Here is a 23,037-nt window from a genome sequence, read left to right on the forward strand (position 1 = left end):
TTGACGCGTTCCTTGGTCTGCTGGAACGACTGCGCGGGATCCGCGCTCGCGGTGCCGGCAAAGGTCATCACGCCGGTCATCGTCGCGGCGGCCGTGACCACGGTCGCTGCGGTACGCACGGCGGTGCGCGGCTTGGGCTTGCGGTGCTGCCCGGGTCGACGTTGGGACGCCACTGGTGGCGGGTCTCCTTCCTCGGCCGCCTACCGGGTTAGCTGACGGGTTCGGGCGGAAGAAGGCGCCCTACGGTGCCGAAGCACCGATTCACCCCAGGGACTGCAAGGGTCCCCGGTTCCGGCTTCTCGTCGCGATGACCGCGGTTACCCACCGTCACCGAAACTCGTCCCCGAATTCGGCGGAGGCGATCGTGTCGACCGGGTGGCCGACCTCGAGCCGATCGCCTGTCGGAGAACACTAGTCACAGGCGTGTCAAGACCATCCCCATCGGCCTCCACATTACCGAAACTTTACCAATGTCACCGTTTCCTTTCACCTGCTTATCGCGGGAAAAGCACTCCGCGTACCGAAAGTCGATCTTGAGAAGTTTGGCGAATATTGCTCGCCTATGACCCACCGGCGGCTGCCGCCCGGGTGCCGGCTAAGCTGCGGCCGGCAACGACAGCGGCTTCCCGGTGCCGCGCGACGGTCGACGAGGAGTTGTACGACGTGGACGTTCTGCGGCAGATCCTGCTGGTCCTGCACATCGTGGGCATCGCGTCCCTGCTCGGCGGCTTCCTCACCCAGATGTCCGCGCTGCGCACCGGCGACGGGCGGATCGTGCCCGCGATGACGCACGGCGCGCTGACCATGCTGGTCACCGGCCTGGCCCTGGTCGGCGTGGTCCAGGCGGGTCTGGACAAGGACGTGGACAACGCCAAGATCGGCACCAAGCTGGTGATCCTGTTGGTGATCCTGCTGCTGGTCTGGGGAAACCGCGCCGCGGACCGGGTGTCCTCGAAGGTGCTCGGCGCGATCGGCCTGCTGACCGTGGCGAACATCGCCATCGCGGTCATGTGGACCTGAGATCCCACCGAGCCCCGTGAACCCGCCGCGCTAGCGGGTGTCGACCACCCGGAACACCTCGGCCATCAGCCCCGCGCCCAGGCCGAACCGCTCGGCGTTGCGGGCGAGCATCGCCGAGACCTCCTCGCGCAGCCCGGACAGATGACCCGTCTGACTCGCGTGCGACAACAACGCCGCCATCTTGCGCTCGAACACCGCGCTCACCTCGACCGCGTGGTCCGGCGCCCCCGTCGGCGACAACCACGTCTCGGACACGGTCCACTCCTTCAGCCCCTCCACGTCCCGCAGTTCCGGATGCGCGAACGGATTCCGGGCGTCCGGATAGATCGCCCGCATCGCCGCCTCGCCCGCCTCCAGATGATCCGGATGACTGGGCGCGAGCCGGGCCCAGTCCCGCTCCGGGCTCGGGATCACCATGCGCTGCGGTCGCACCTGCCGGATCACCCGGGTGATGTCGCGCCGCAGCTCGAAGGTCGCGGCCAACCGTCCGTCCGGGTAACCGAGCCAATACAGCTGCCGCACCCCCACATGCGCCGCCGCCGCGCTCTGCTCGGCCCGGCGGATCCCGCCGATCTCGGATCGCGGCACCGCCGGGTCGAAACCTCCCGCGTCCCCGTCGGTGACCAGGCAGTAGCTCACCTCGATGCCGGCCTCGGTCCAGGTCGCCACCGTTCCCGCCGCCCCGTAGTCGATGTCGTCCGGATGCGCGGCCAGCACCAGGACCCGCTCCACGTCGCGATCGTCCAGCACGATGTACTCCCTTGATCCGATCGATCCGACGACGGCGGGAAAACCCGTCGCCGGCGCAATGATCTCCGCTCTGTACAAAGGGCCGAGCACGACTCGCTTGTTACCCACCTAGACTCGGGGAACGATGAGCAGCCTCTTCGACGACATCCCCCTGCCCGGTTTCGAGACCGCGGCCAAGAAGTCCCCCACGAGCCCCGCGGACGACATCCCGCTGCCGCCCGAGCCGGACGACAACCACGTATACGGCCTGCCGGAGGACTATCCGGACGACCTGTACGAAGGGCAGTACGCGCCGCCGGCCGAGCCGCGCGACGCCTACTACCGCAACGGCGCCCCGCGCCCGGTCGTGGATCCGGCGCGGCTGCTCGACGGGATGAACCCACAACAACGCGCCGCGGTCGTGCACGAAGGGTCCCCGCTGCTCATCGTGGCCGGCGCGGGCTCCGGCAAGACCCGCGTGCTCACCCACCGCATCGCCCACCTGCTCGCCGCCCGCGGTGCGCATCCCGGCGAGATCCTGGCGATCACCTTCACCAACAAGGCCGCCGCCGAGATGCGCGAGCGGGTCGAGGCGCTGGTCGGGCCGCGCACCAAGGCCATGTGGGTGTCCACGTTCCACTCGGCGTGCGTACGCATCCTGCGGCAGCAGTACAAGAAGCTCGGCATGAGCTCGTCGTTCTCGATCTACGACTCGGCCGACCAGCAGCGGCTGATGGCGATGGTCTGCCGCGACCTGGACCTGGACCCGAAGAAGTTCCCGCCGCGCAAGTTCAACGCGCAGGTGTCCAACCTCAAGAACGAGCTGATCGATCACGAGGACTTCGCCGCCAAGGCGATCAACGAGACCGAGCGGATACTGGCCCAGGCGTACACGATGTACCAGGAGCGGCTGCGCCAGGCCAACGCGCTGGACTTCGACGACCTGATCATGACCACGGTGCACCTGCTCCAGGCGTTCCCGGATGTCGCGGAGCACTACCGGCGGCGCTTTCGGCATGTGCTGGTCGACGAGTACCAGGACACCAATCACGCGCAGTACATGCTGGTACGCGAGCTGGTCGGCGGCGCGGCGGGCAGTGGTCCCCGGCGCACGATCGACGGCGACCTGGTCGACCCGGCCGAGGCCGGTCTCGCCGAGATCGAACCGGCCGAGCTGTGCGTGGTGGGTGACGCGGACCAGTCGATCTACGCGTTCCGCGGCGCGACCATCCGCAACATCCTCGACTTCGAGGCCGACTATCCGAACGCCAAGACCATCCTGCTGGAACAGAACTACCGCTCCACGCAGACCATCCTGAGCGCGGCCAACGCGGTGATCGAGCGCAACAGCAACCGGCGCGCGAAGAACCTGTGGACGGACGCCGGCGCGGGCACCCCGATCGTCGGCTACGTCGCGGACGACGAGCACGACGAGGCCCAGTTCGTCGCGGACGAGGTGGACCGGCTCACCGACGCCGGCAAGACCAAGCCGGGACAGGTCGCGGTGTTCTACCGGACCAACGCCCAGTCCCGGGTGTTCGAGGAAGTCTTCATCCGGGTCGGGCTGCCGTACAAGGTCGTCGGCGGCGTGCGCTTCTACGAGCGCCGCGAGGTCCGCGACGTGCTCGCCTACCTGCGGCTGCTGGCCAACCCGGACGACACGGTCTCGCTGCGCCGGATCCTGAACGTGCCCAAGCGCGGCATCGGCGACCGGGCCGAGGCGTGCCTGGACGTGCTCGCCGCCCGCGACCGGGTCCCGTTCGCCCAGGCGCTGCGCCGCGCGGAGGACGCGCCGGGTCTGGCCAAGCGGTCCGCCAACGCGGTCAAGGGCTTCGTGCAACTGCTGGACGACCTGACCGCGGTCGTGGACGGCGGCGCGGGTCCGGCCACGGTGCTGGAGGCGATCCTGGAACAGACCGGCTACCTGGCCGAGTTGCAGGCGTCGAGTGACCCGCAGGACGAGACCCGGATCGAGAACCTTCAAGAACTCGCGGCGGTCGCGCTGGAGTTCGAGCAGGCCCAGGCCCAGGAGGGCGGCGGCGGCACGCTGGCCGACTTCCTGGAGCGGGTCTCCCTGGTCGCGGACTCCGACCAGATCCCCACCGATGGCGACGACGGCGGTGTGGTCACGTTGATGACCCTGCACACCGCCAAGGGCCTGGAGTTCCCCACGGTGTTCCTGACCGGCCTAGAGGACGGCGTCTTCCCGCACATGCGCTCGCTGGGCGACGCGAAGGAGCTGGAGGAGGAGCGCCGGCTGACCTACGTCGGCATCACCCGGGCCCGCGAGCGGCTCTACGTCACACTCGCGAAGATGCGCAGCGCGTGGGGCGCGCCGTCGTACAACCCGCCGTCGCGCTTCCTGGGCGAGTTGCCCGAGAAGCTGGTCGACTGGCGCGGCACGTCCCCGTCGGCGGCCAAGGCGCTGTCCGCGACCAAGTCGACCGTCGGCTCGCGCGGCGGCTTCGGCAAGGGCGCGCAGATCAAGGAACGGCCGATCGTCGCGCTGTCTCCGGGTGACCGGGTCACCCACGACAAGTTCGGCCTGGGCACGGTGGTCTCCACGGCCGAGACCGGCGACAAGGCCAAGGCCACCATCGACTTCGGCGCCGGCGGCGAGAAGACCCTGCTGCTGCGCTACGCACCGGTGCAGAAGCTGTAGCGCAGGACCCGTCGATACGCGGGTGGGACCGGGCCGAGTGAATCGGCCCGGCCCCACCCGCGTATCCGGTCGGAGGGAACCTAGCCGGCGATCTGAATCTCGTACGGCGCCGACTCCACGCCGGACGCCGAGACCACGCACAGCTCCACCCGGCCGGGCTCGACGTCGACCGGGACCGGGACGACCACACACGCGTCGGAGGGGTTGGCGAAGCCGGTGTCGGCCGGGATCAGCGGGGCGTGCACGTGTACCGCGCCGAACTTGACCACCACGCGTGCGAGCAGGTCCGCCTCGTGCGAGCCGCCCGCGGCGAGGTTGATCCCGCGCACCTCGATGTCGTCGCCCTGGCGGACGGCGGAGTCCAGGTCGCCGCGGGTGCGCACGCGGACCACGGACAGGATCACCGGGCGGTCGTTCTCGGCCAGCTTGCCCGCGAGGTAGGTGATCACCGAGACCACGGCGAGCGCGACCAACGTGGCCGGGATGTCCGGGAGCCGATCCGGGTCGCGGGCCAGGCCGACCACCACGAAGCCCACCGCGACCAGGTTGACCAGGACGTACTGCGCGTCCACGAAGGAGGCCCGGCCGGCGTCGTCGGTGACCAGGTCGCGCAGCGAGGCCTGGTCGGCGCGCAGCTTCTGCAACACCCGCCGGCCGACCTTGTCGCCGACGATGCGCCGGACCGCGACCGCGGCCAGCAGCGGCGCGGCCACCAGGGTGATCTGGTCCAGCGCGACGTTGCCGAGCCGCTCCAGCAGCCGGTCCCGCTCGCCGTCCCCGGAGGCGGAGGCGAGCCGCATGCCCAGGAAGGCGAAGCAGTACATCAGCGCCACCATCCACAGCGCGGCGACCGCCTTGGAGGTGGACAGACGGCCGTCCAGCCCGCGTACGGGCGCGAACACGCCACCACTCGCCCGGGCGGCCCAGCCGACCACGCTGAGCGCTCCGGCGACCACCACGGCGGCCACGATCCCGGCGGTGCGCGAGCCGGTCCAACCGGCGCCGATCGCGGTGAGGGCCTGAACCAGGACGAGCACGGCGACCAGGAGCCACAACACGATCAGCGCGCGCCCACCGAGCACCTGCAGCCAGGCGCGCCCCTGGGCCCGCCGCATGGCCGCCAACTCCTGCGCTCTGCCGCGCAGTTCGTCGGAGATCCACTGGCGTGCGCCGCCATCGGAGTGGGCGACGGCCGAGGGAACGCCCTCCTTGTGGGCCAGTGCCCGCCTGAGCGTCTCGAAATCGGCGACGGTCCTGCGGTATTCCTCCCGGACCACGCAATGACAGTCCGGTCCGTGCACACCGACACCGTGCGCCACTTCGCCACGCCCTCCCCACCACCACATACGAACGTGCTCGTTCAGCGGCACATTGTGCCGCATCCGAGGGGGTCGCATGGGCCCGGTCGAGGGACCGGACGGTTTGTCGACCGAACACCTGATGCGGCGTCAACCCCGGTGCCCCACAAGGCGACCCGCCGGCCCCTCGGCCGGGTCTCGACGAACCCCGCGAACGCCGCCGGCCCCCGCCCGGGACGGGACGGGGGCCGGCGGCGAACACGTGCGGTCGACCGGTGGGGACTACTCCCGGGGACTGCTCCCGGGGACTACTCCCACTCGATGGTGCCCGGGGGCTTGCTGGTGACGTCCAGCGTGACCCGGTTGATCTCCCGGACCTCGTTGGTGATCCGGTTGGAGATCCGGGCCAGCAGGTCGTAGGGCAGGCGCGACCAGTCGGCCGTCATGGCGTCCTCCGAGGACACCGGGCGCAACACGATCGGGTGGCCGTAGGTGCGGCCGTCGCCCTGTACGCCCACCGAGCGCACGTCCGCGAGCAGCACGACCGGGCACTGCCAGATCTCCCGATCCATGCCCGCCCGGGACAGCTCCTCACGGGCGATCGCGTCCGCCTCGCGCAGGATCTCCAGCCGGTCGGCGGTGACCTCGCCGATGATCCGGATGCCCAGGCCCGGGCCCGGGAACGGCTGGCGCCAGACGATCTCGGACGGCAGGCCCAGCTGCTCGCCGACCGCGCGCACCTCATCCTTGAACAGCTTGCGCAGCGGCTCGATCAGCTTGAACTGGAGGTCCTCGGGCAGCCCGCCGACATTGTGGTGCGACTTGATGTTCGCGGTGCCGGTGCCGCCGCCGGACTCGACCACGTCCGGGTACAGCGTGCCCTGGACCAGGAACTCGACCTCCTCGCCGTGCGCGCCGGCCTCGGCGACCACCTCGGCCGCGGCCTGCTCGAACACGCGGATGAACTCGCGCCCGATGATCTTCCGCTTCTCCTCGGGGTCGGTGACCCCGGCGAGCGCGGTCAGGAACCGCTCCTGCGCGTTCACCACCTTGAGCGAGACGCCGGTGGCCGCGACGTAGTCGCGCTCGACCTGCTCGGGCTCGTCCTTGCGCAGCAGACCGTGGTCCACGAACACACACGTGAGCTTGTCGCCGACCGCGCGCTGCACCAGCGCCGCGGCGACCGCGGAGTCGACCCCGCCGGACAGGCCACAGATCACGTGCTTGTCGCCGACCTGCTCGCGGATCAGCTCGATCTGCTCCTCGACGATGTTGACCATCGTCCAGTTCGCCGCGAGTCCCGCGCCCACCTTCAGGAAGCGCTCCAGGATGGCCTGGCCGTGCTCGCTGTGCATCACCTCGGGGTGGTACTGCACGCCGTACAGCCGCGCCTGGTCGTTCTCGATCGCGGCGACCGGCGCACCCGCGCTGGTCGCGGTGACCCCGAAGCCGGCCGGCGCACCGGAGACCGAGTCGCCGTGCGACATCCACACCGACAACTCGGCGGGCAGCCCGTCGAACAGGGTGCTCGCCGTGCCGGTCACGGTCAACGGCGTCGCGCCGAACTCGGCGAGACCGGTCTTCTCGACCACGCCGCCCAGAGTCTGCGCCATGGCCTGGAAGCCGTAGCAGATGCCGAGCACCGGGACGCCGGCCTCGAACAGCGCCGGATCGATGCTGGGCGCCTCGTCCGCGTACACCGACGAGGGGCCGCCGGACAGGATTATCGCGGCCGGCCGCTTCGCGAGCATCTCCGCGACGGGCATGCTGTGCGGCACGATCTCGCTGTACACGCGTGCCTCGCGCACCCGGCGAGCGATGAGCTGGGCGTACTGGGCACCGAAGTCGACGACGAGGACGGTCTCGGTGCCGCCCCCGTCCGGGCTGGCAAAGGTCACGAGGGGCCTTCCGGCGAAGCGAAAAAAGGGGTGGATGCCGATTCTACCGGCGTCGCGCGGGTGACCCCGGCTGGTATCCGCGCCGGCGGGCCCGGCATACTTGCGCCATGTCCTCGTTCGACGTGACGCGCAGCTTCAGCTATGGCACCGGGATCCTCGGCGCCGCCGTCATCGCCTGAACGAGTACCGCCAAGGCAGACGAAGACGCCCCGGGTCCGGAACCCGGGGCGTCTTGCGTTTTCCACCGACGCCCCGGAGCAGGGACCCCCTCCGGAGAGCAGGCCATCGATGGAAGACACCACCACCGACCCGCAGTCCCCCGCCGACGTGATCGGCGCCGGCCGAGCCCGCATCGACGATCTCGACCGACGGATCATCGCGCTGATCACCGAGCGGGTGGACACCTCCGCGGAGATTCAGCGGGTCCGCGTCGCGTCCGGCGGCGCGCGCGTGCAGTTGGCCCGCGAGATGGAGGTCATCGCCCGCTACCGCGAGGGGTTGGGCAAGCCGGGTACGACCGTCGCGCTGACACTTCTCGAACTGTGCCGCGGTCGGGTCCGCCCGCAGGCGTAACCTCACCGCGCCGGCCGTCGTTGTGACTGATGGCCGGCCCGCTTGATGCGTGGGCCGGGCAACGCAAGGCCGCCGACGCGATGAGGCGCGCTCAATCAGTGCGCCGTGGGACCTCGCGTTGGTGTCGTGACCGGGACGCAGGGGACAGCAACCGGTCACAACCCCGCCGGCGGCCGGTGTCGAGGACGCTCGACACCGGCCGCCGCGCCTTGGGCCGGTCCAGGGACCGCCCCGAACGCACCGAACTCCGACGTGCCTCATTCACCGCAAAGCATTCACCGCAAAGCGGATCTTTCACGCCATTGCCGTCGGCAGCGCCAAGAATAGCGGGATTCCCGGCCCACATCGGTGGCTCCACGGAACCGCACCCCCGGGCCGGAGACGTCCGGTTAGCGCAAATGATGATCATTAACCGGTTGATAGATGTCATTTTGTCCCGACTTGGCGTCGCTCACTCCGGCCCCACCCACCACCGGGAATTCACCCTTGCGCGCCCACACGCCCCGCGAGCCACACCCCGCGCCTTCGCGCACCGCGCCGCGCGCCTTCACGCGCCCGTGCCCGCGCCCGTGCCCGTGCCCGTGCGGAGCCTCGCGACAACCGGCCCCGAGCGCGGGTCGGGGAGCAGCCCTCACCGAGAACCACCCGCGACCGACGCAGCGCCCACCCCGGCCCACGCCCCGAAGCGGGCAGGCCCCGTGGGCCCCACCCACCTCGGCGGAGCGTCACCGCACGCGGAGGGTCTTCATCACCCGCAGGGACAGGGTCAGCGATCGGGCCCACTGTTCGTCGCTCATCCCGAAGGGGGCCGCGATCGGCAGCAGTCGCTGGGTCGCCACGGTCTGGGCCTCGGTGAACTTCATGATGCCCTCGGCACCGTGCCGCCGGCCGAGCCCGGAGTCGCCCATGCCACCCATCGGCGCACCCGCGCTCCCGTAGGCCGCCGCGTAGCCCTCGTTGACGTTCACCGTGCCCGCCCGCAGCCGCCGTGCGAGCGCGCCGCCGTGCCGGGTATTCCGCGTCCATACGCTCGCGTTCAGCCCGTACGCGGTCTCGTTCGCCCGGGTGACGACCTCTTCCTCCTCGGTGAACCGGTACACCGACACCACCGGGCCGAACGTCTCCTCCGCGCACACCGCCATCTCGGGCGTGACGTCCGCGAGCACCGTCGGCTCGTAGAACAGCGGCCCCAGGTCCGGTCGCGCGGTGCCGCCGATCAGCACCCGCGCGCCCGCCGCCCGGGCCTCGTCCACATGGCGCGTGACCGCGTCCAACTGGCGGCGCGAGACCAGCGAGCCCATGTCGGTGTCCCACGCGTAACCGGCCGCGAGCTTCATCGTCTGGATCCGGGCCAGAAAGCGGTCCAGGAACGCGTCGTGGACGTCGGCGTGCACGTACATCCGCTCGATCGAGACGCACAGTTGGCCGGCCGAGGAGAAGCACGCGCGCACCGCGCCCTCCGCGGCCCGGTCCAGGTCCGCGTCCGCCAGCACGATCATCGCGTTCTTGCCACCCAGTTCCAGCGACGCGCCGACCAGGCGCGCGGCGGCCCGTTGGGCCACCTCGCGGCCGGTGCGAGTGGAGCCGGTGAAGCCGACGTAGTCCGCGCCTTCGACCACGGCGGTGCCGACCACCGGGCCGTCGCCGAGCACGATCTGCCACAGGTCCTCGGGCAGGCCGCATTCGATCAGCACGTCCTGCGCCCACAGCGCGGTGAGCGCGGTCTGCGTGTCCGGCTTCATCACCACCGCGTTGCCCGCGATGAAGGCCGGAATCGCGTCGCCGATGGACAGCGCCAGCGGATAGTTCCACGGCGAGACCAGGCCGACCACGCCCTTGGGGTGCCGTACCTCGATCGCCTTCGTCAGCACCGGCAGCGCACCGGCCCGACGGCGCTCGCGCAGGTAGCCCGCGGCCCGCCGGCCGTAGTGCCGCGAGCACAGCGCGACGTCCAGGACCTCCTCGAACGCGTGCTTGCGCGCCTTGCCGGTCTCGGTCTGGATGATGTCCAGGATCTCCGACTGACGCTCCAGGACCTTGTCGTGGAAGCGCAGGAACACCGCCGTCCGCTCGCGCACCGAACGTTTGGCCCACGCGGTCTGCGCGAGCCGGGCGCGGGCGAACGCGGAGGTCACGTTCTCCGGCGTGGACTCGGGGAGCTCGGCGACCGGCGACCCGTCGAACGGACTCCGGGTGGTCACCATGGTCGGCACGGGTCCGGTCACCACGCGCCGGACGAGCCGCTCGGCAGGCAGGCTCGACACGACGATGGATGCTGCTGCGGGGGCGGGCGCTGCGATGTCCGTCATGGCACCAGCGTAGACAGCACTACTTGGCGGTAACAAGGACCGCCCGTCGCGTCGGGGCCACAATCCGCGCTCCCGCCCGGGACGAGCGGCCGGAAGCCCACGCCCGCCCCCGCCGTGCTCAGTCCGTGTCGAGGTCCGCCAGCGCCGATTCGATCGTGCGGTGGTAGGTCGGATACGCGTACATCATGTCCCGCAGCGTGGCCACCGGCACCGCCGCGCGGACGGCCACCACGAGCGCGCCCAGGATCTCGCCGCCGGCCGGACCCGCGGCGGTCGCGCCGACGAGCACACCCCGGTCGACGTCCTCGATCACCTTCACGAAACCCCGCGCACCGGTGATGTGCCCGCGCGAGGAGGCGGCCAGATCGGCGATGCCGATCCGCACGGTGAGGCCGGCGGCCCGGGCCTGATGCTCCGTCAGGCCAACCGCGCCGATCTCCGGGTCCACGAACGTCACCCGCGGCAGCGCGCTGTGGTCGGCGTCGGGACCGGCCGCACCGCGTCCGGTCCTGTGCAGGATCGCCTTGGTCACGATGGCCGACTGGTACATCGCCACATGGGTGAACGCGCCCTGCCCGGTGATGTCGCCGACCGCCCAGACCGCCGGCGGCTCGCCACCGGGGCGTACCCGCAGTTGCCCGTCCACCGGAAGCGCGTGCGCGTGCGGGTCGACACCGAGCGCCTCGGCGCCGATGGCGACCAGGTCCACCCGGCGGCCGGTGGCCACCAGCAGCTTCTCCGCCTCGATCGAGCGCCCGTCGGACAGCGAGAGGGTGAAGGTCTTGCCGTCGTGCGCGACCGCCTCGGCCCGCGCGCGCAGGTGGATCTCCACGCCGTCGTCACCCAGCGCCCACTCGGCCAGGTCCGAGGATTCGGGATCCTCGACGGCCAGCACCCGGTCGCCGGACTCCACGATCGTCACGTGCGTGCCGAACCGGGCGAACACCTGGGCGAGTTCCAGGCCGATCGCGCCGCCGCCGAGCACCGCGAGCGAGCGCGGCGCCTCGTCGGCCTCGATCGCCTCGCGGTTGGTCCACAGCGGGGTGTCCGCCAGGCCCTCGATCGGCGGGATGAAAGCCTTCGTGCCGGTGCCGACCACGATCGCGTGCCGGGCCCGGAAGTGCCGCACGGTGCCGTCGGCGTCGGTCGCCTCGACCACGTTCACGTCGGTGATCCGGCCGGCGCCCCGAACGAACGTCACGCCCTTGTCGACCAGCCGGTCCACGGCCGCCCGGTCGTCCCAGTCGGCGGTGAGCTCACGCACCCGCGCGGCGACCTTCGACCAGTCCGGATGCTCCTGGTGCCGGACCTCGCCGGCCGCGTGCACCATCGCCTTGGACGGGATGCAGCCCCAGTACGGACACTCGCCGCCGACCAGGCCGTCCTCGATGCCCACCACGTCGAGCCCGGCTGTGGCCAGGTTGCCGGCGACGGCCTCACCACCCACGCCGAGACCGAGGACGATCACGTCGACGTCGATGGGGTCGCTGGACTGCGGGCTCACGGGTACCTCCGGGTGGGTCGGGTAGTTCGCACGGTACCCCGCCGGGATCCGATTCGGCGGTCGGCGCCGCACGCCCGGTGTCGGCGGCCGTTCGCTTGCGCCGGCCGCCCGGTGGACGTCCTGCTCGAAGCGTCGAAAGCCCCATTCCCGCCCGAGGCTCGGTCCTGCTTGCGGTTCAGCCGTGCTCGCCGGCTCAGTCCTGCTTGAAATAGGCCGCGACCTTCTGGAACGCGTCTTGTGCCGTGGACCAGTCGGCCTCGTAGGACGCGACATAGATCGCGTAGTCGGTGCTCCGGTCGGTGACGATGCCCAGGTCCATGGCGTGCGCCGGCTTCTTGGTGCCGGTGGCGAGCGGGTCGCCGCTCCAGGTGAACTCCCAGACCGCCGCCTGCCAACCCGGCCGATATCCGGCGTAATCCTTGAGTTGGACCTGCCTGTAGGTCGGGTAGGCGGACTTGAAGCTCCCCTCGTTGGCGCGGAAGTTGGCCAGCGGGTTCCCGCCGACCTTGGTCATGCCGATCCGGATCAACACCTTGCCGTCGGCGGTGCGGTAGTCGACCTGGTCCTTCTGCGCCCCGGTCACCTCACGCCTGGCGCCGGACGGTACGAACAGGCTGAAGCCCGCCGAGTCCTTGGTCCACACGTAGCCCGGCAGCGTGGTCGGCGCGGTCGTGCCGCCCTGGTTGCCCTGCGACGGCGGCTTGGCCGGAGGCAGCGCGGACGCGCCGGTGGACGCGGTGGGTTCGGGGGACCGGCCCGGCGGCGGCGTCGTGACCTTTTCCGACGCGGACGGGCCCGTGGTCGCCGTGTCGTCCTTGCCGTCGCTCCTGGTGACCACGATTCCCACCACGACCCCGCCCACGATCAGCGCGACCACGAGCGCCACGACCGCGACGATGCGCCCGGTGCCGCCGCGGCGCGGCTCCGGCACCGGGCGGTACGGCTCCGGCGGAGTCTGCGGTGGGTGCGGCGGCCCACCGGCCATCGATGCGGTGCGGGTCGCCGACGTCCCCGCTTCGGCGGGCGAATACCCCGGCTGCGACCACGCGCCGGGCGGCGTGTTGCCGCCCGGGTGCTGGGCCGCGCCGCTGTCCGAACCCGGGTGCGCGTGCTGGTGCGGGTCGTACGCGCCGGCCGGCGTGGTCGGCTGCTCGGGCGCCGCGGGGCTGTGCGAGGGCGGCGGCGGTACCGCGTCGAACTGCCGGGACGGCGTCGAGTCGGCCACCTCGCGCAGGATCCGGGCCCCCTCCTCGGCGCCCATCCGCAGGCCCGGGTCCTTGACCAGCCAGCCGGCGATCACCGCGTCGAGCCCGCCCGCGTGCCGGGGCGGATCGGCCTGATCGGTCAAGATCGCGTTCAGCGTGCTGATCATCGTGCCCCGGCGGAACGGATTCCGGCCCTCCACCGCCATGTAGAGCACGACCGCCAGCGACCACAGGTCGGCGGAGAGCAACGGACGTTTGCCCTCGGCGCGCTCGGGTGCCAGGAAGTCCGGCGAGCCGACCAGCATGCCGGTCGTGGTGAGCGTCGCGGTGCCGGTCGCGGTGGCGATGCCGAAGTCGGTGAGCACCACCCGCCCGTGCGCGGTGACCAGGATGTTCGCGGGTTTGACGTCGCGGTGCACCACGCCCTTGTCGTCGGCGGCGAGCAGCGCGTCGAGCACCTTGAGACCGAGTTCGGCGGCGTCCGCCGGGGTCAGCGTGCCCTGGGTCTCCAGGATCTCGGCGAGCGACTGGGCCTCGACGAGTTCCATCACGATCCACGGGATGCCGCCCTCCTCGACCACGTCGTGGATGGTCACCACGTTGGGGTGGCCGATCCGGGCGGCCGCGCGGGCCTCGCGCAGCGTGCGCTCGCGGGCGAGGTCCTTCTCCTCGTCGTCGAGGTGGTCCGGCAGCCGCAATTCCTTGATCGCGACGTCGCGGTGCAGCATTTCGTCGACGGCACGCCACACCGTGCCCATGCCGCCTCGGCCGAGCATGGTGCCCAACCGGTAGCGCCCGCCGACGATCCGGCCGCGCGTGCCCCCGGTCTGTGCCACTTACCCTCCCCGCGTCAACCGACTGTTCCGCCGGCCATCACCAGACTAGAACCCGTCACATTAGATGCGACGGCCCCGGGTTCGGCGGGCGGATCGAAACCTCGGGTGCGCCGATGGCCCGCCGGCCCGCCCCGCGGCGACCGTCGGGTCGGCCGAGGGGCGGGTCGGCGCGTGGCTCGCACCGGGTCAGTTCGTCGTACTCGCACCACCCTGGTCCCGCGGTGCGCCGCTCTGCGCGCCACCGCTGCCGCCCTTGGACGAGTCGACCGGCGGACGCGTGGTCACCGGAGCCGAAGTCGTGATCGGCGGTCGGCTGGTGGTCGGCGGCCGCGATGTGGTCGGGGCCGTGGTGGACGGACGGGCCGTTCCCGTGCTGCTGTGGGTCGGCCGCGTGGTGCGGGTCGAACCACCGCCCTGGCTGCTGTTGCCGGACGTCCCGGTGTCGACCTGCCCGGCGCCGCCCGAGGTGCCGGTGGTGTGCAGGACGTCGCCGCGGCTCTGGGTGCCCGGCCCGTTCGGGGCCACCGAGGCGCCCTGCGACGTGCCGCCCTTGTCGGGCGAGTCCGAGCCGGCTCCGCCACCGCCCTGCTTGCCCAGCGCGGATGGCACCCAGATCGCCAACGCGGTCACGGCGGCGACGACCATGGTGCCGAGCACGACGGTTCGACGCCGCTTCCTGGCCGCGGCATTCGGCACCGAGGGGCCGGTGGGCGCGCCGATCAGTACCGGGTTGGGCCGGTCGTCGGCGGTGGCCGAATCGTGCAGCGCGTCGGCGGGCGAGTACGCGTGCGCCCCGGTCATCGGGTAGCCGCCGGTCGGCCCCTCCGGGTCGGCCCGACTCACCGCGCCGAACGGCGGCGCCGGGGTCACCGGCGGCCCCTGCTGCCACACCGGCTGGGTCTGCGGGGTCTGCGGAATCGACTGCGGCGCCGGCTGCCGGGACGAGTGGGTGACACCCCGCACCCCGCCGGGGTCCGCCACCGTCGCGGTGCCCGGCGGAATCGGCAGGTCCACGCCCGGCTCCTCGGGAGCCGGCGCACCGCCGCCGACCAGAGCCGCCATCAGCAGTCGTTCGGTCTCGTCCTCGTCGACCCGCTCCAGCGGGTCCTTGCGCAGCAGCCCCTCGATCGCCGGCCACAACGCGTCGGATCGGCGCGGCGGCGCGGGCTCGTCGGTGAGCACGGCGCTGAGCGTGTCCATCGCACCGGTGCGCCGGAACGGCGAGAATCCCTCCACCGCCTGATACAGCGTCACCCCGAGCGACCACAGGTCCGAGGCGGGGCCGGGCCGACGACCGAGCACCCGTTCCGGCGCGAGGTATTCGGGCGAGCCGACCAGCATCCCGGTCGCGGTGAGCGTGACCGAACCGGCCACGGTGGCGATGCCGAAGTCGGTCAGCACGATCCGACCGCCGGGCGCCATCAGGATGTTGCTGGGTTTCACGTCCCGGTGCAGCACGTCGGCGGCCCGCGCGGCGCGCAGGGCGGCAAGCACCGCCAAGCCGACCTCGGCCGCCTCGTGCGGGGCCATCCGGCCCTCGTCCAGCACGTCGGTGAGCGAGGGGGCGCGGACCAGCTCCATCACGATCCACGGGCGCCCGTCGTCCTCGGCGACGTCGAAGATGGTGACCACGTTGGGGTGGGTGATCCGGGCCGCCGCGCGGGCCTCGCGCAGTGCGCGCTCGCAGCGCCCCTGGGTCTCCATCTCGTCCAGGTCGTCCGGTATCCGGACCTCCTTGACCGCGACGTCCCGGCGCAGCAGCTCGTCGAAGGCGAGCCAGACCGTGCCCATCCCGCCGCGGCCGAGCGGCTCGCCCAGCCGGTAGCGCCCATCCACCAGGCGGCCATGCGTGCCGCTGTCGTGTGCCACGAGGTCCTCCCCAAGACCGTGGACACCTCCCGATCCGCCTTGTCGGCGCGTCATTGGCGTCACGTGTAGGACGTCCGGCGCGCTCCGAAGGTTCCGCCCGAGGGGGTTCGTTCAGCCACCCGGCGCGAAGCTCTCCCGGGCCGTATCGAACGCCGAACGCACCAGCGCCGACCCGGAGTCCGGGCCGGAGACCCAGAAGTCCCAGGTCCGGCCATCCTCGACGAAGCGCATGTTGATCGAGCGGCGCACGGAGCCCCGGTCGTTCCAGGTGAACTCCCAAAGACCGGCGACCAGTCCGTGCACCGTGGTGCAGGCGAGACGAATCTGGCGGTAGTCCGTTCCGTTTCCGATGAAGGTGCCCGGTCCCAGGCCCTTGGATGCCTGTACGGCCAATTCGCCGCACGGATCGCCCTTCGCGTCGGACGCGTCAGGGCGCACGCCCAGGCGGTACAGGTCGTCCGGGGAGCGATAGTAGACCCGTTCGCCGGCGGCGTCGCGCACCGACCAGCCGGCCGGCACCAGGACGGTGAACGCGCCGCGCGCGGTCATCCGGCGAAAGCCACCCGGTGGGCTCGTCGGGACAGGAGTGTCCACCCGTGCGTCGGTCGTCGCGGGCGGCACCGACGCGGGGGCCGCCGTGGCCGGTCCGCCGCCTGCCGGTGCGCCGATGGCGGGTGTCGCGCCGGCCGGCGTGTCCGGTTGTGCGACGCCCGGGCCGGCCGACTTGGTCACCGACGCCGAGGCGACCGCACCCGGGTGGTCCGACCGGTCGCCCGACCCGTTCCGGCCGATCAGCACGCCGATCGTCACGCCCGCGGCCGACAGGAGCACCGCCACCACCGTGCCCAGCACGACGAACAGCCGGGTCGGGCGCCCGACCCGTGCGGGCGGCGGGTGCGACGCGACCGGCACCGACGGTACCGCCGGTGGGGCCGGCGCCGGCGGCGGAGCGGTCGGCCGCGGCGGCGGCGCGGCCACGCCCGGCGATGCCGGCGCCGCGGACAGCGACCCGCGCACGTCGGTCGGTTCGACGTGTGGGCGCGGGCTCGGCGCCGGCTCCGCGCCCGCCTCGGCCAGCAGCGGTGCGGCCCGCGCCGCCGTCATCCGCGCGGCCGGATCCCGGGTGAGCAGCCCGACCAAGACCTCGCCCAGCGGGCCGCCGTGCTCGGGCGGCGGGCACGTCCCCTGCGCGACCGCCTGCAACGTGGCCAGCGGATTGTCCCGGCGAAACGGCGAACGCCCCTCGACCATCTCGTACAGCGTCACGCCCAGCGACCACAGGTCGGCGGCCGGCCCGGACGCCTGCCCGATCGCGCGTTCGGGCGCCATGTACTCGGGAGTGCCCGCCGTGGCGCCGGTCTCGGTGACCGCCGGCGAATCCGGATGGGTGGCGATGCCGAAGTCGGTCAGCACCACGCCGTCGTCCTCGTCGACCATGACGTTGGCGGGCTTGACGTCGCGGTGCTCGATGGCGACCCGGTGCACGGCGGTCAGGCCCGCGAGCATCCGGGCGCCGATCCGCGCGGCCCGGGCCGGCGGCATCGGGCCCTCGGCGATCAGCGCGGTGAGCGGCCGGCCGGGCAGCAGTTGCATGACGATCCACGGGCGCCCGTCCTCGACCACGACGTCGAACACGGTGACCACGTTCGGATGCCGCACCCGGCCCGCGGCCCGTACCTCGCGCTGCATCCGCGCCGAGCGGCGCTCGACCTCGTCCGGTTCCAGATAGGTCGGCAGCCGCAGCTCCTTGATCGCCACGTCCCGCCCGATGGTCGGGTCGTGCGCGCGCCAGACCACTCCCATGCCGCCCTGTCCGAGCACCTCGACAAGCAGGTATCGCCCGGCGAGCACACGTTCACTCATTCCGACCCCTCGACACGATCGATTCCGGGTCGACCCGGTTCAGCCCGCGATCGACAGGTGTCCGCGCGCGTGCTCGTAGTACGCACCGGCGGTGCCCCACAGGTCGTCCCGCCCGCGTACGGTCAGCCAGTAGCGGACGCCGGACGTGGTGCGGACCACCAGGTCCTTGCCGTGGTAGGTGGTCAGGTCCTGCCCACGCCAGACGTACTCCCACTCCGCGGCCTCGTGCCCGCGGTAGTCGGTGGCCCGCAGGAGCAGGCGTTCGTAGTCCTCGCCGTCCAACCGCTCGCGGCCGCCGACGCTGCCGTGCTCGCGGTGCGCCACGGACTCCTCGGGGGCCATCACGATGCCCCGGTCGACGGTGACGGTCACCGAGATCAGCCGGTCCGGATCGGCCACCGTCAGTCCGCTGGGGCTGTCCGTGCAGGTCCAGCCCTCCGGGACGGGCAGGGCGAAGCCGAGATCGGTGCGTCGCCGTCGGCGCAGTCGCGGTATCACCTTGTTGTCCACGAGCGGGCCGACCACCAGGCAGCCGCCGATCAGGGCCCCCACGACGATCGGGTTCGGATTGATCTGCGCTGCCTCCAGCGCGCCCCCGGCGATCACTCCGAGCAACATCGCGACCGGTACGGACCGGGAGATCCGCCGGTGCGGCAGCACCAGCCACACGCTCAAGGCGAGCGCGAGCAGCACGATCGTGTACATCCCGGTCCAGCTGCCGAACGCGGCCAGCCAGCGCGCGCCGGCGGCGGTGGCAATGCCGACCGAGGTCAGGATGGTCGTCCAGTGTCGGAACCACCAGCGCGGCCAGCGCCGGTAGCGCGCCCGAAAGACGCCGCCCTCACGGGGCAGCCGCACGTTGGGCGAGGTCTCGTGCAGACTGCCCCGGCGCACCGAAGAGGCACCGGTGCCGGTTTTGCCCGGCGGGCGAGGGGCCCGCCGCGCGACCGCCGGCTGCGACCGGCCGGACACTCGCACGCCGTGCCGACGGACCGTGCCCGGTCGGGTCCGGTCCGGTACGAAGCGCTCCGCGATCAGACCGGCGGCGGGTGTGGGCGCCCCCTCGGCGACCTCCATGAGCAGATCGCGCACCTCCTCCGCGGAGCCGCGCCGAGCGGGGTCCTTGACCATCAGCGCCTTGAGCACCGGGGTCAGCGGGCCGGCCAGGAAGATCTCCGGAAAGCGGCCCGCGGCGACCGCGCCGAGCGTCGCCGCGTGCGTGTTGCGGCGAAACGCCGGGCGGCCCTCGACCGCCTCGAACAAGGTCGCGCCCAGCGACCACAGGTCGGCCTCCGGCCCCGGCTGCTCGCCCGCGATCTGCTCGGGTGCCAGGTATTCGGGCGATCCCACCATCGCGCCGGCCTGGGTGAGGGTCGCGCTGTCCTCGACCGAGGCGACCCCGAAGTCGGAGAGCACGACCCGGCCGTTGCGCGCGAGCAGCACGTTGGCGGGCTTGACGTCGCGGTGCAGGACACCGGCCTCGTGCGCGGCCTCCAGTGCGGCGAGCAGCCGCAGGCCCAACTCGGCGACCTGCTCGGGCGGGATCGGCCCCTCCTTGTCCAACTCCTGGGCCAGCGAGAGACCGCGGACCAGTTCCATCACGATCAGCGGCCGCCCGTCCTCCTCGGCCACGTCGAAGATGGTCACCACGTTGGGGTGGTCGATCCGGGCCGCCGCCCGGGCCTCGCGCAACATCCGCGCGCTCAGCGTGCTGCGGTCGTCGTCGTCCACATAGCGGGGCAGCCGCATCTCCTTGACCGCCACGTCGCGGTCGAGCATGGTGTCCACGGCCCGCCACACCGTGCCCATCCCGCCCCGGCCCAGTCGGTCACCCAGGCGATATCGCCCCGCGACCAAACGCTCGGGTGCTTCCGGGTCGGTCAAGTCTCTCGCTCCCCATGCAGCCGCGGCCCCGCCCCGCGATCGGGTGGTTGCCATTCCCATACTCCAGTCCGGCGGCTCGCGGGGTCCACCGGTTCGGGGACGAACATCGCCGAAAGACACCTGGCCGGCGTATCGGTGGAACGCGGCGACGCCCGGGAAGGTGCCCACACCGCCCGGCGATCAACCGTTGCGGGCCCGACCGCCCGGACCCGCACCGCGGCCGAATCGGCTCCGGGTGGGCGGCTCCCGACCGCGACGCACCCTCAGCCGGGCACGATGTCCTCCGCACCCAGCCGCACGGCGTCCGCCGTGTGGTCGTCCATCTGTTCCTGCGAGGAGCGCTCCGCCTCGATCCGCTTGAGGTAGTAGTCCACCTCCCGCCGTTGCCGCTCCTCCTCCCACCCGAGTTCCCGAGCCATCAGTGCGGCACACGCGCGGGCGGCCCGGGCGCCGCGGTCGAACATCTCGATCGACACCCGGGTCCGCCGATCCAGCACGTCGTCCAGGTGCAGCGCGCCCTCGTGGGTGCACGCGTACACCACCTCGGCGGCCAGATAGTCGTCCGCGCCGTCCAGCGGATACGCCAACTCCGGCTCGTTCGCGATCAGCGCGAGCAGTTCCTCGATCATCGAGCCGTACCGGTTCAGCAGGTGCTCCACCCGGGCCACGTGCAGCCCGGTTCGGCCCGCGATCGAGGCCCGCGCGTTCCACAGCGCCGGATACCCCTCCGCGCCCGCCAGCGGCACCGTCTCGGTGCAACTCGGCGCAACCTTGCGATCCAGGCCGTGTACGGCCGCGTCCACCGCGTCCGAGGCCATCACCCGATACGTCGTGTACTTGCCGCCCGCGACCACCACCAGGCCGGGCACCGGGTGCGCGACGGTGTGCTCGCGCGAGAGTTGCGACGTGGCGTCGAACTCGCCCGCCAGCAGCGGCCGCAGGCCCGCGTACACGCCCTCGACGTCCTCGCGGGTGAGCGGCACCGCCAGCACTCGATTGACGTGCTCCAGCAGATATTCGATGTCCGCCCGGCTCGCCGCGGGGTGCACCTTGTCCAGGTCCCAGCGGGTGTCCGTGGTGCCCACGATCCAGTGCCGCCCCCAGGGGATCACGAACAGCACGCTCTTCTCGGTGCGCAGGATCAGGCCGGTCGAGGAGTGGATCCGGTCCTTGGGCACCACCAGGTGGATGCCCTTGGACGCGCGCACATGGAACTGCCCGCGCTCGCCGACCATGGCCTGCGTCTCGTCCGTCCACACCCCGGTCGCGTTGACCACCTGCCCGGCCCGGATGTCGTACGTCCCACCGGTCTCCATGTCGCGCACGTGCACGCCCACCACCCGCTCGCCCTCGCGCAGGAATCCGGTCACCGCGGCGCGCGAGGCCACCTGCGCGCCGTAGCCGGCCGCGGTGCGCACCAGCGTCATCGTGTAGCGCGCGTCGTCCATCTGCGCGTCGTAGTACTGCACCGCGCCCACCAGCGAGTCCTTGCGCAACGCCGGTGCCAGGCGCAGCGCCTGACGCCGAGTCAACTGCCGGTGCCGGGGCAGTCCGCGGCTGCGCCCGGCGGAGGCCGCCATCGTGTCGTAGAGCGTCACCCCGGCGGTGACGTACGGCCGTTCCCAGCCGCGCCGGCGCAGCGGATACAGGAACGACACCGGCTTGACCAGGTGTGGCGCGAGCGTCTGCAGCAGCAGCCCGCGCTCGCGCAACGCCTCGCGCACCAGCGCGAAATCGAGCATCTCCAGGTAGCGCAGGCCGCCGTGGATCAGCTTGCTGGATCGGCTGGAGGTACCGGACGCCCAGTCGCGCGCCTCCAGCAGGCCCACCGACAGGCCGCGCGTGGCCGCGTCGAGGGCGGTACCCGCACCGACCACGCCGCCGCCCACCACGACCACGTCCGACTCGCGTTCGGCCATCCGCCGCAGCGCCCGCGTGCGCGCCTCGGGTCCCATCGCCGTGGTCCGCATCAGCCACCTCCGAAACCGATCCTCACCTACCGGACCACACCGATCGGGCGACTCGCCCCTCCCCCGCCTACCCAATGCCCGTGGACCGGACCACGTGCTCCGTCGTTCCCGGTGGGTTCGGGCACCGACACCGCGCCCGCGCGATTCGTCGCCGCAACCGCGAACGGCCCCGAACACCGGTGGTGTTCGGGGCCGTTCGCGGATTTCGGTCAGTGCGCGGGCGAGACCGTGACCTCGACCTGCTGGAACTTCTTCAGCTCCGAGTAGCCCGTGGTGGCCATCGCCCGACGCAGCGCGCCGAACAGGTTCATCGAGCCGTCGGACACGTGCGAGGGACCGAGCAGGATCTCCTCCAGCGTGCCGACCGCGCCCAGGTTCATCCGCCGACCGCGCGGCAGCTCGGGGTGGTGCGCCTCCGAGCCCCAGTGCTGACCGGCGCCGGGGGCGTCGCTCGCCCGGGCCAGGGCCGAGCCGATCATCACCGCGTCCGCGCCGCACGCGACGGCCTTGGCGATGTCGCCGCTGCGACCCACGCTGCCGTCGGCGACCACGTGCACGTACCGACCGCCCGACTCGTCGAGGTAGTCGCGGCGCGCCTCGGCCACGTCCGCCACCGCGGTCGCCATCGGCACCGCCACGCCCAGCACGCCGCGGGTGGTGTGCGCCGCGCCGCCGCCGAAGCCGACCAGGACACCGGCCGCGCCGGCCCGCATCAGGTGCAGGGCCCCCTGGTAGGTCGCACAGCCGCCGACGATCACCGGCACGTCGAGGTCGTAGATGAACTGCTTGAGGTTCAGCGGCTCGGCCCGGCCGGACACGTGCTCGGCCGAGACCGTGGTGCCGCGGATCACGAACACGTCGACGCCCGCGTCGATCACGGCCTTGTGGTACTGGGCGGTGCGCTGCGGCGACAGTGCGGCGGCGGTGACCACGCCCGAGTCGCGGATCTGCTTGATCCGCGCGCCGATCAGCTCCTCCTTGATCGGCTCGGCGTAGATCTCCTGCATCCGCCGGGTGGCCGCGTCCTCGTCCAGCGCGCCGATCTCCTCGATCAGCGGCGTCGGGTCCTCGTAGCGCGTCCACAGCCCTTCGAGGTTGAGCACACCCAGGCCGCCCATGCGACCGACCTCGATCGCGGTCTGCGGCGACACGACACTGTCCATCGGCGCCGTCAGGAACGGCAGCTCGAACCGGTACGCGTCGATCTGCCACGCGATCGAGACCTCTTCGGGGTCCCGGGTCCGCCGGCTGGGGACGATGGCGACGTCGTCGAAGTGATAGGCACGCCGGCCACGCTTGCCCCGGCCGATTTCGACCTCAGTCACGTTGCGCCTCTCCTGCTGGAATCGGTGGATGGGAAAATCCCCGCGTCCCAGGGTACGGGGCGGGAAAACCGGCGAGGGGCCCCGCCCGCGGT

The 23,037-nt window shown here is 72.0% G+C and carries 14 protein-coding genes and 1 riboswitch; of the genes, 3 read left to right on the top strand and 11 right to left on the bottom strand.

Translation table 11 applies throughout. The features are described from left to right. Positions 1 to 182: 182 nt before the first annotated feature. Positions 183 to 307, bottom strand: a riboswitch (cyclic di-AMP (ydaO/yuaA leader). 356 nt (positions 308 to 663) lie between these two features. After that, entirely contained in the window at positions 664 to 1,020 is a 357-nt protein-coding gene (locus A3IC_RS0106050; RefSeq protein WP_026217937.1) for a hypothetical protein, read from the top strand. A gap of 30 nt (positions 1,021 to 1,050) precedes the next feature. Here A3IC_RS0106050 and A3IC_RS0106055 read toward each other — a convergent pair whose 3' ends face one another. Continuing rightward, positions 1,051 to 1,770 carry a PIG-L deacetylase family protein gene (locus A3IC_RS0106055; RefSeq protein ID WP_020549164.1) on the bottom strand — a complete coding sequence of 240 codons (720 nt, stop codon included), beginning with the start codon at positions 1,768 to 1,770 and terminating at the stop codon, positions 1,051 to 1,053. Between the two features lie 124 nt (positions 1,771 to 1,894). Here A3IC_RS0106055 and pcrA point away from each other — a divergent pair, with 124 nt between their 5' ends. Further along, positions 1,895 to 4,411 (top strand): DNA helicase PcrA, encoded by a 2,517-nt coding sequence (gene pcrA, locus A3IC_RS0106060; protein WP_020549165.1) that lies wholly within the window; start codon positions 1,895 to 1,897, stop codon positions 4,409 to 4,411. Positions 4,412 to 4,491: 80 nt separating this feature from the next. Here pcrA and A3IC_RS0106065 read toward each other — a convergent pair whose 3' ends face one another. Together A3IC_RS0106065 and guaA are read right to left on the bottom strand one after the other, a co-directional pair. Continuing rightward, positions 4,492 to 5,688: a hypothetical protein gene (locus A3IC_RS0106065; RefSeq protein WP_086018407.1), complete on the bottom strand. Its 1,197-nt coding sequence runs from the start codon at positions 5,686 to 5,688 to the stop codon at positions 4,492 to 4,494. A gap of 329 nt (positions 5,689 to 6,017) precedes the next feature. After that, a complete protein-coding gene (guaA, locus tag A3IC_RS0106070) occupies positions 6,018 to 7,607 on the bottom strand; it encodes a glutamine-hydrolyzing GMP synthase (RefSeq protein ID WP_020549167.1) in 1,590 nt (529 codons plus the stop codon). 288 nt (positions 7,608 to 7,895) lie between these two features. Between guaA and A3IC_RS0106075 the strand changes: the two genes are divergently transcribed. Next, positions 7,896 to 8,180: a chorismate mutase gene (locus tag A3IC_RS0106075; protein WP_020549168.1), complete on the top strand. Its 285-nt coding sequence runs from the start codon at positions 7,896 to 7,898 to the stop codon at positions 8,178 to 8,180. Between the two features lie 725 nt (positions 8,181 to 8,905). Here the strand turns inward: A3IC_RS0106075 and A3IC_RS0106080 are convergent. The 8 genes from A3IC_RS0106080 to A3IC_RS0106115 form a co-directional block, all read right to left on the bottom strand. Further along, entirely contained in the window at positions 8,906 to 10,489 is a 1,584-nt protein-coding gene (locus A3IC_RS0106080; protein WP_052173225.1) for a succinic semialdehyde dehydrogenase, read from the bottom strand. Between the two features lie 118 nt (positions 10,490 to 10,607). Continuing rightward, positions 10,608 to 11,993, bottom strand: a complete 1,386-nt coding sequence (locus tag A3IC_RS0106085; protein ID WP_040876233.1) for a dihydrolipoyl dehydrogenase family protein — start codon at positions 11,991 to 11,993, stop codon at positions 10,608 to 10,610. A 193-nt stretch (positions 11,994 to 12,186) separates the two neighbouring features. Then, entirely contained in the window at positions 12,187 to 14,034 is a 1,848-nt protein-coding gene (locus tag A3IC_RS69995) for a serine/threonine-protein kinase (protein ID WP_020549171.1), read from the bottom strand. Positions 14,035 to 14,220: 186 nt separating this feature from the next. Beyond that, on the bottom strand, positions 14,221 to 15,903 hold the full coding sequence (locus A3IC_RS70660; RefSeq protein ID WP_020549172.1) for a protein kinase domain-containing protein: 1,683 nt from the start codon (positions 15,901 to 15,903) through the stop codon (positions 14,221 to 14,223). A gap of 111 nt (positions 15,904 to 16,014) precedes the next feature. Next, on the bottom strand, positions 16,015 to 17,766 hold the full coding sequence (locus A3IC_RS70000; protein ID WP_020549173.1) for a serine/threonine-protein kinase: 1,752 nt from the start codon (positions 17,764 to 17,766) through the stop codon (positions 16,015 to 16,017). Positions 17,767 to 17,805: 39 nt separating this feature from the next. Continuing rightward, complete coding sequence (locus tag A3IC_RS61880; protein WP_245599161.1) at positions 17,806 to 19,650, bottom strand: serine/threonine-protein kinase; 1,845 nt, start codon at positions 19,648 to 19,650, stop codon at positions 17,806 to 17,808. Between the two features lie 263 nt (positions 19,651 to 19,913). Beyond that, a complete protein-coding gene (locus tag A3IC_RS0106110; protein WP_020549174.1) occupies positions 19,914 to 21,620 on the bottom strand; it encodes a glycerol-3-phosphate dehydrogenase/oxidase in 1,707 nt (568 codons plus the stop codon). Between the two features lie 209 nt (positions 21,621 to 21,829). Further along, positions 21,830 to 22,945, bottom strand: coding sequence for a GuaB3 family IMP dehydrogenase-related protein (locus tag A3IC_RS0106115; protein ID WP_020549175.1), 1,116 nt, complete (start codon positions 22,943 to 22,945; stop codon positions 21,830 to 21,832). Positions 22,946 to 23,037 lie beyond the last annotated feature (92 nt).

This window comes from Embleya scabrispora DSM 41855 (assembly GCF_000372745.1).
GTDB classification, from domain to species: domain Bacteria; phylum Actinomycetota; class Actinomycetes; order Streptomycetales; family Streptomycetaceae; genus Embleya; species Embleya scabrispora.

Bases quoted from the DNA above. Each gene is read 5' to 3' on its own strand.
- pcrA (WP_020549165.1), top strand. From the start codon at position 1,895: ATGAGCAGCCTCTTCGACGACATCCCCCTGCCCGGTTTCGAGACCGCG.
- A3IC_RS0106075 (WP_020549168.1), top strand. From the start codon at position 7,896: ATGGAAGACACCACCACCGACCCGCAGTCCCCCGCCGACGTGATCGGC.
- A3IC_RS0106080 (WP_052173225.1), bottom strand. From the start codon at position 10,489: ATGACGGACATCGCAGCGCCCGCCCCCGCAGCAGCATCCATCGTCGTG.
- A3IC_RS70000 (WP_020549173.1), bottom strand. From the start codon at position 17,766: ATGAGTGAACGTGTGCTCGCCGGGCGATACCTGCTTGTCGAGGTGCTC.
- A3IC_RS0106110 (WP_020549174.1), bottom strand. From the start codon at position 21,620: ATGCGGACCACGGCGATGGGACCCGAGGCGCGCACGCGGGCGCTGCGG.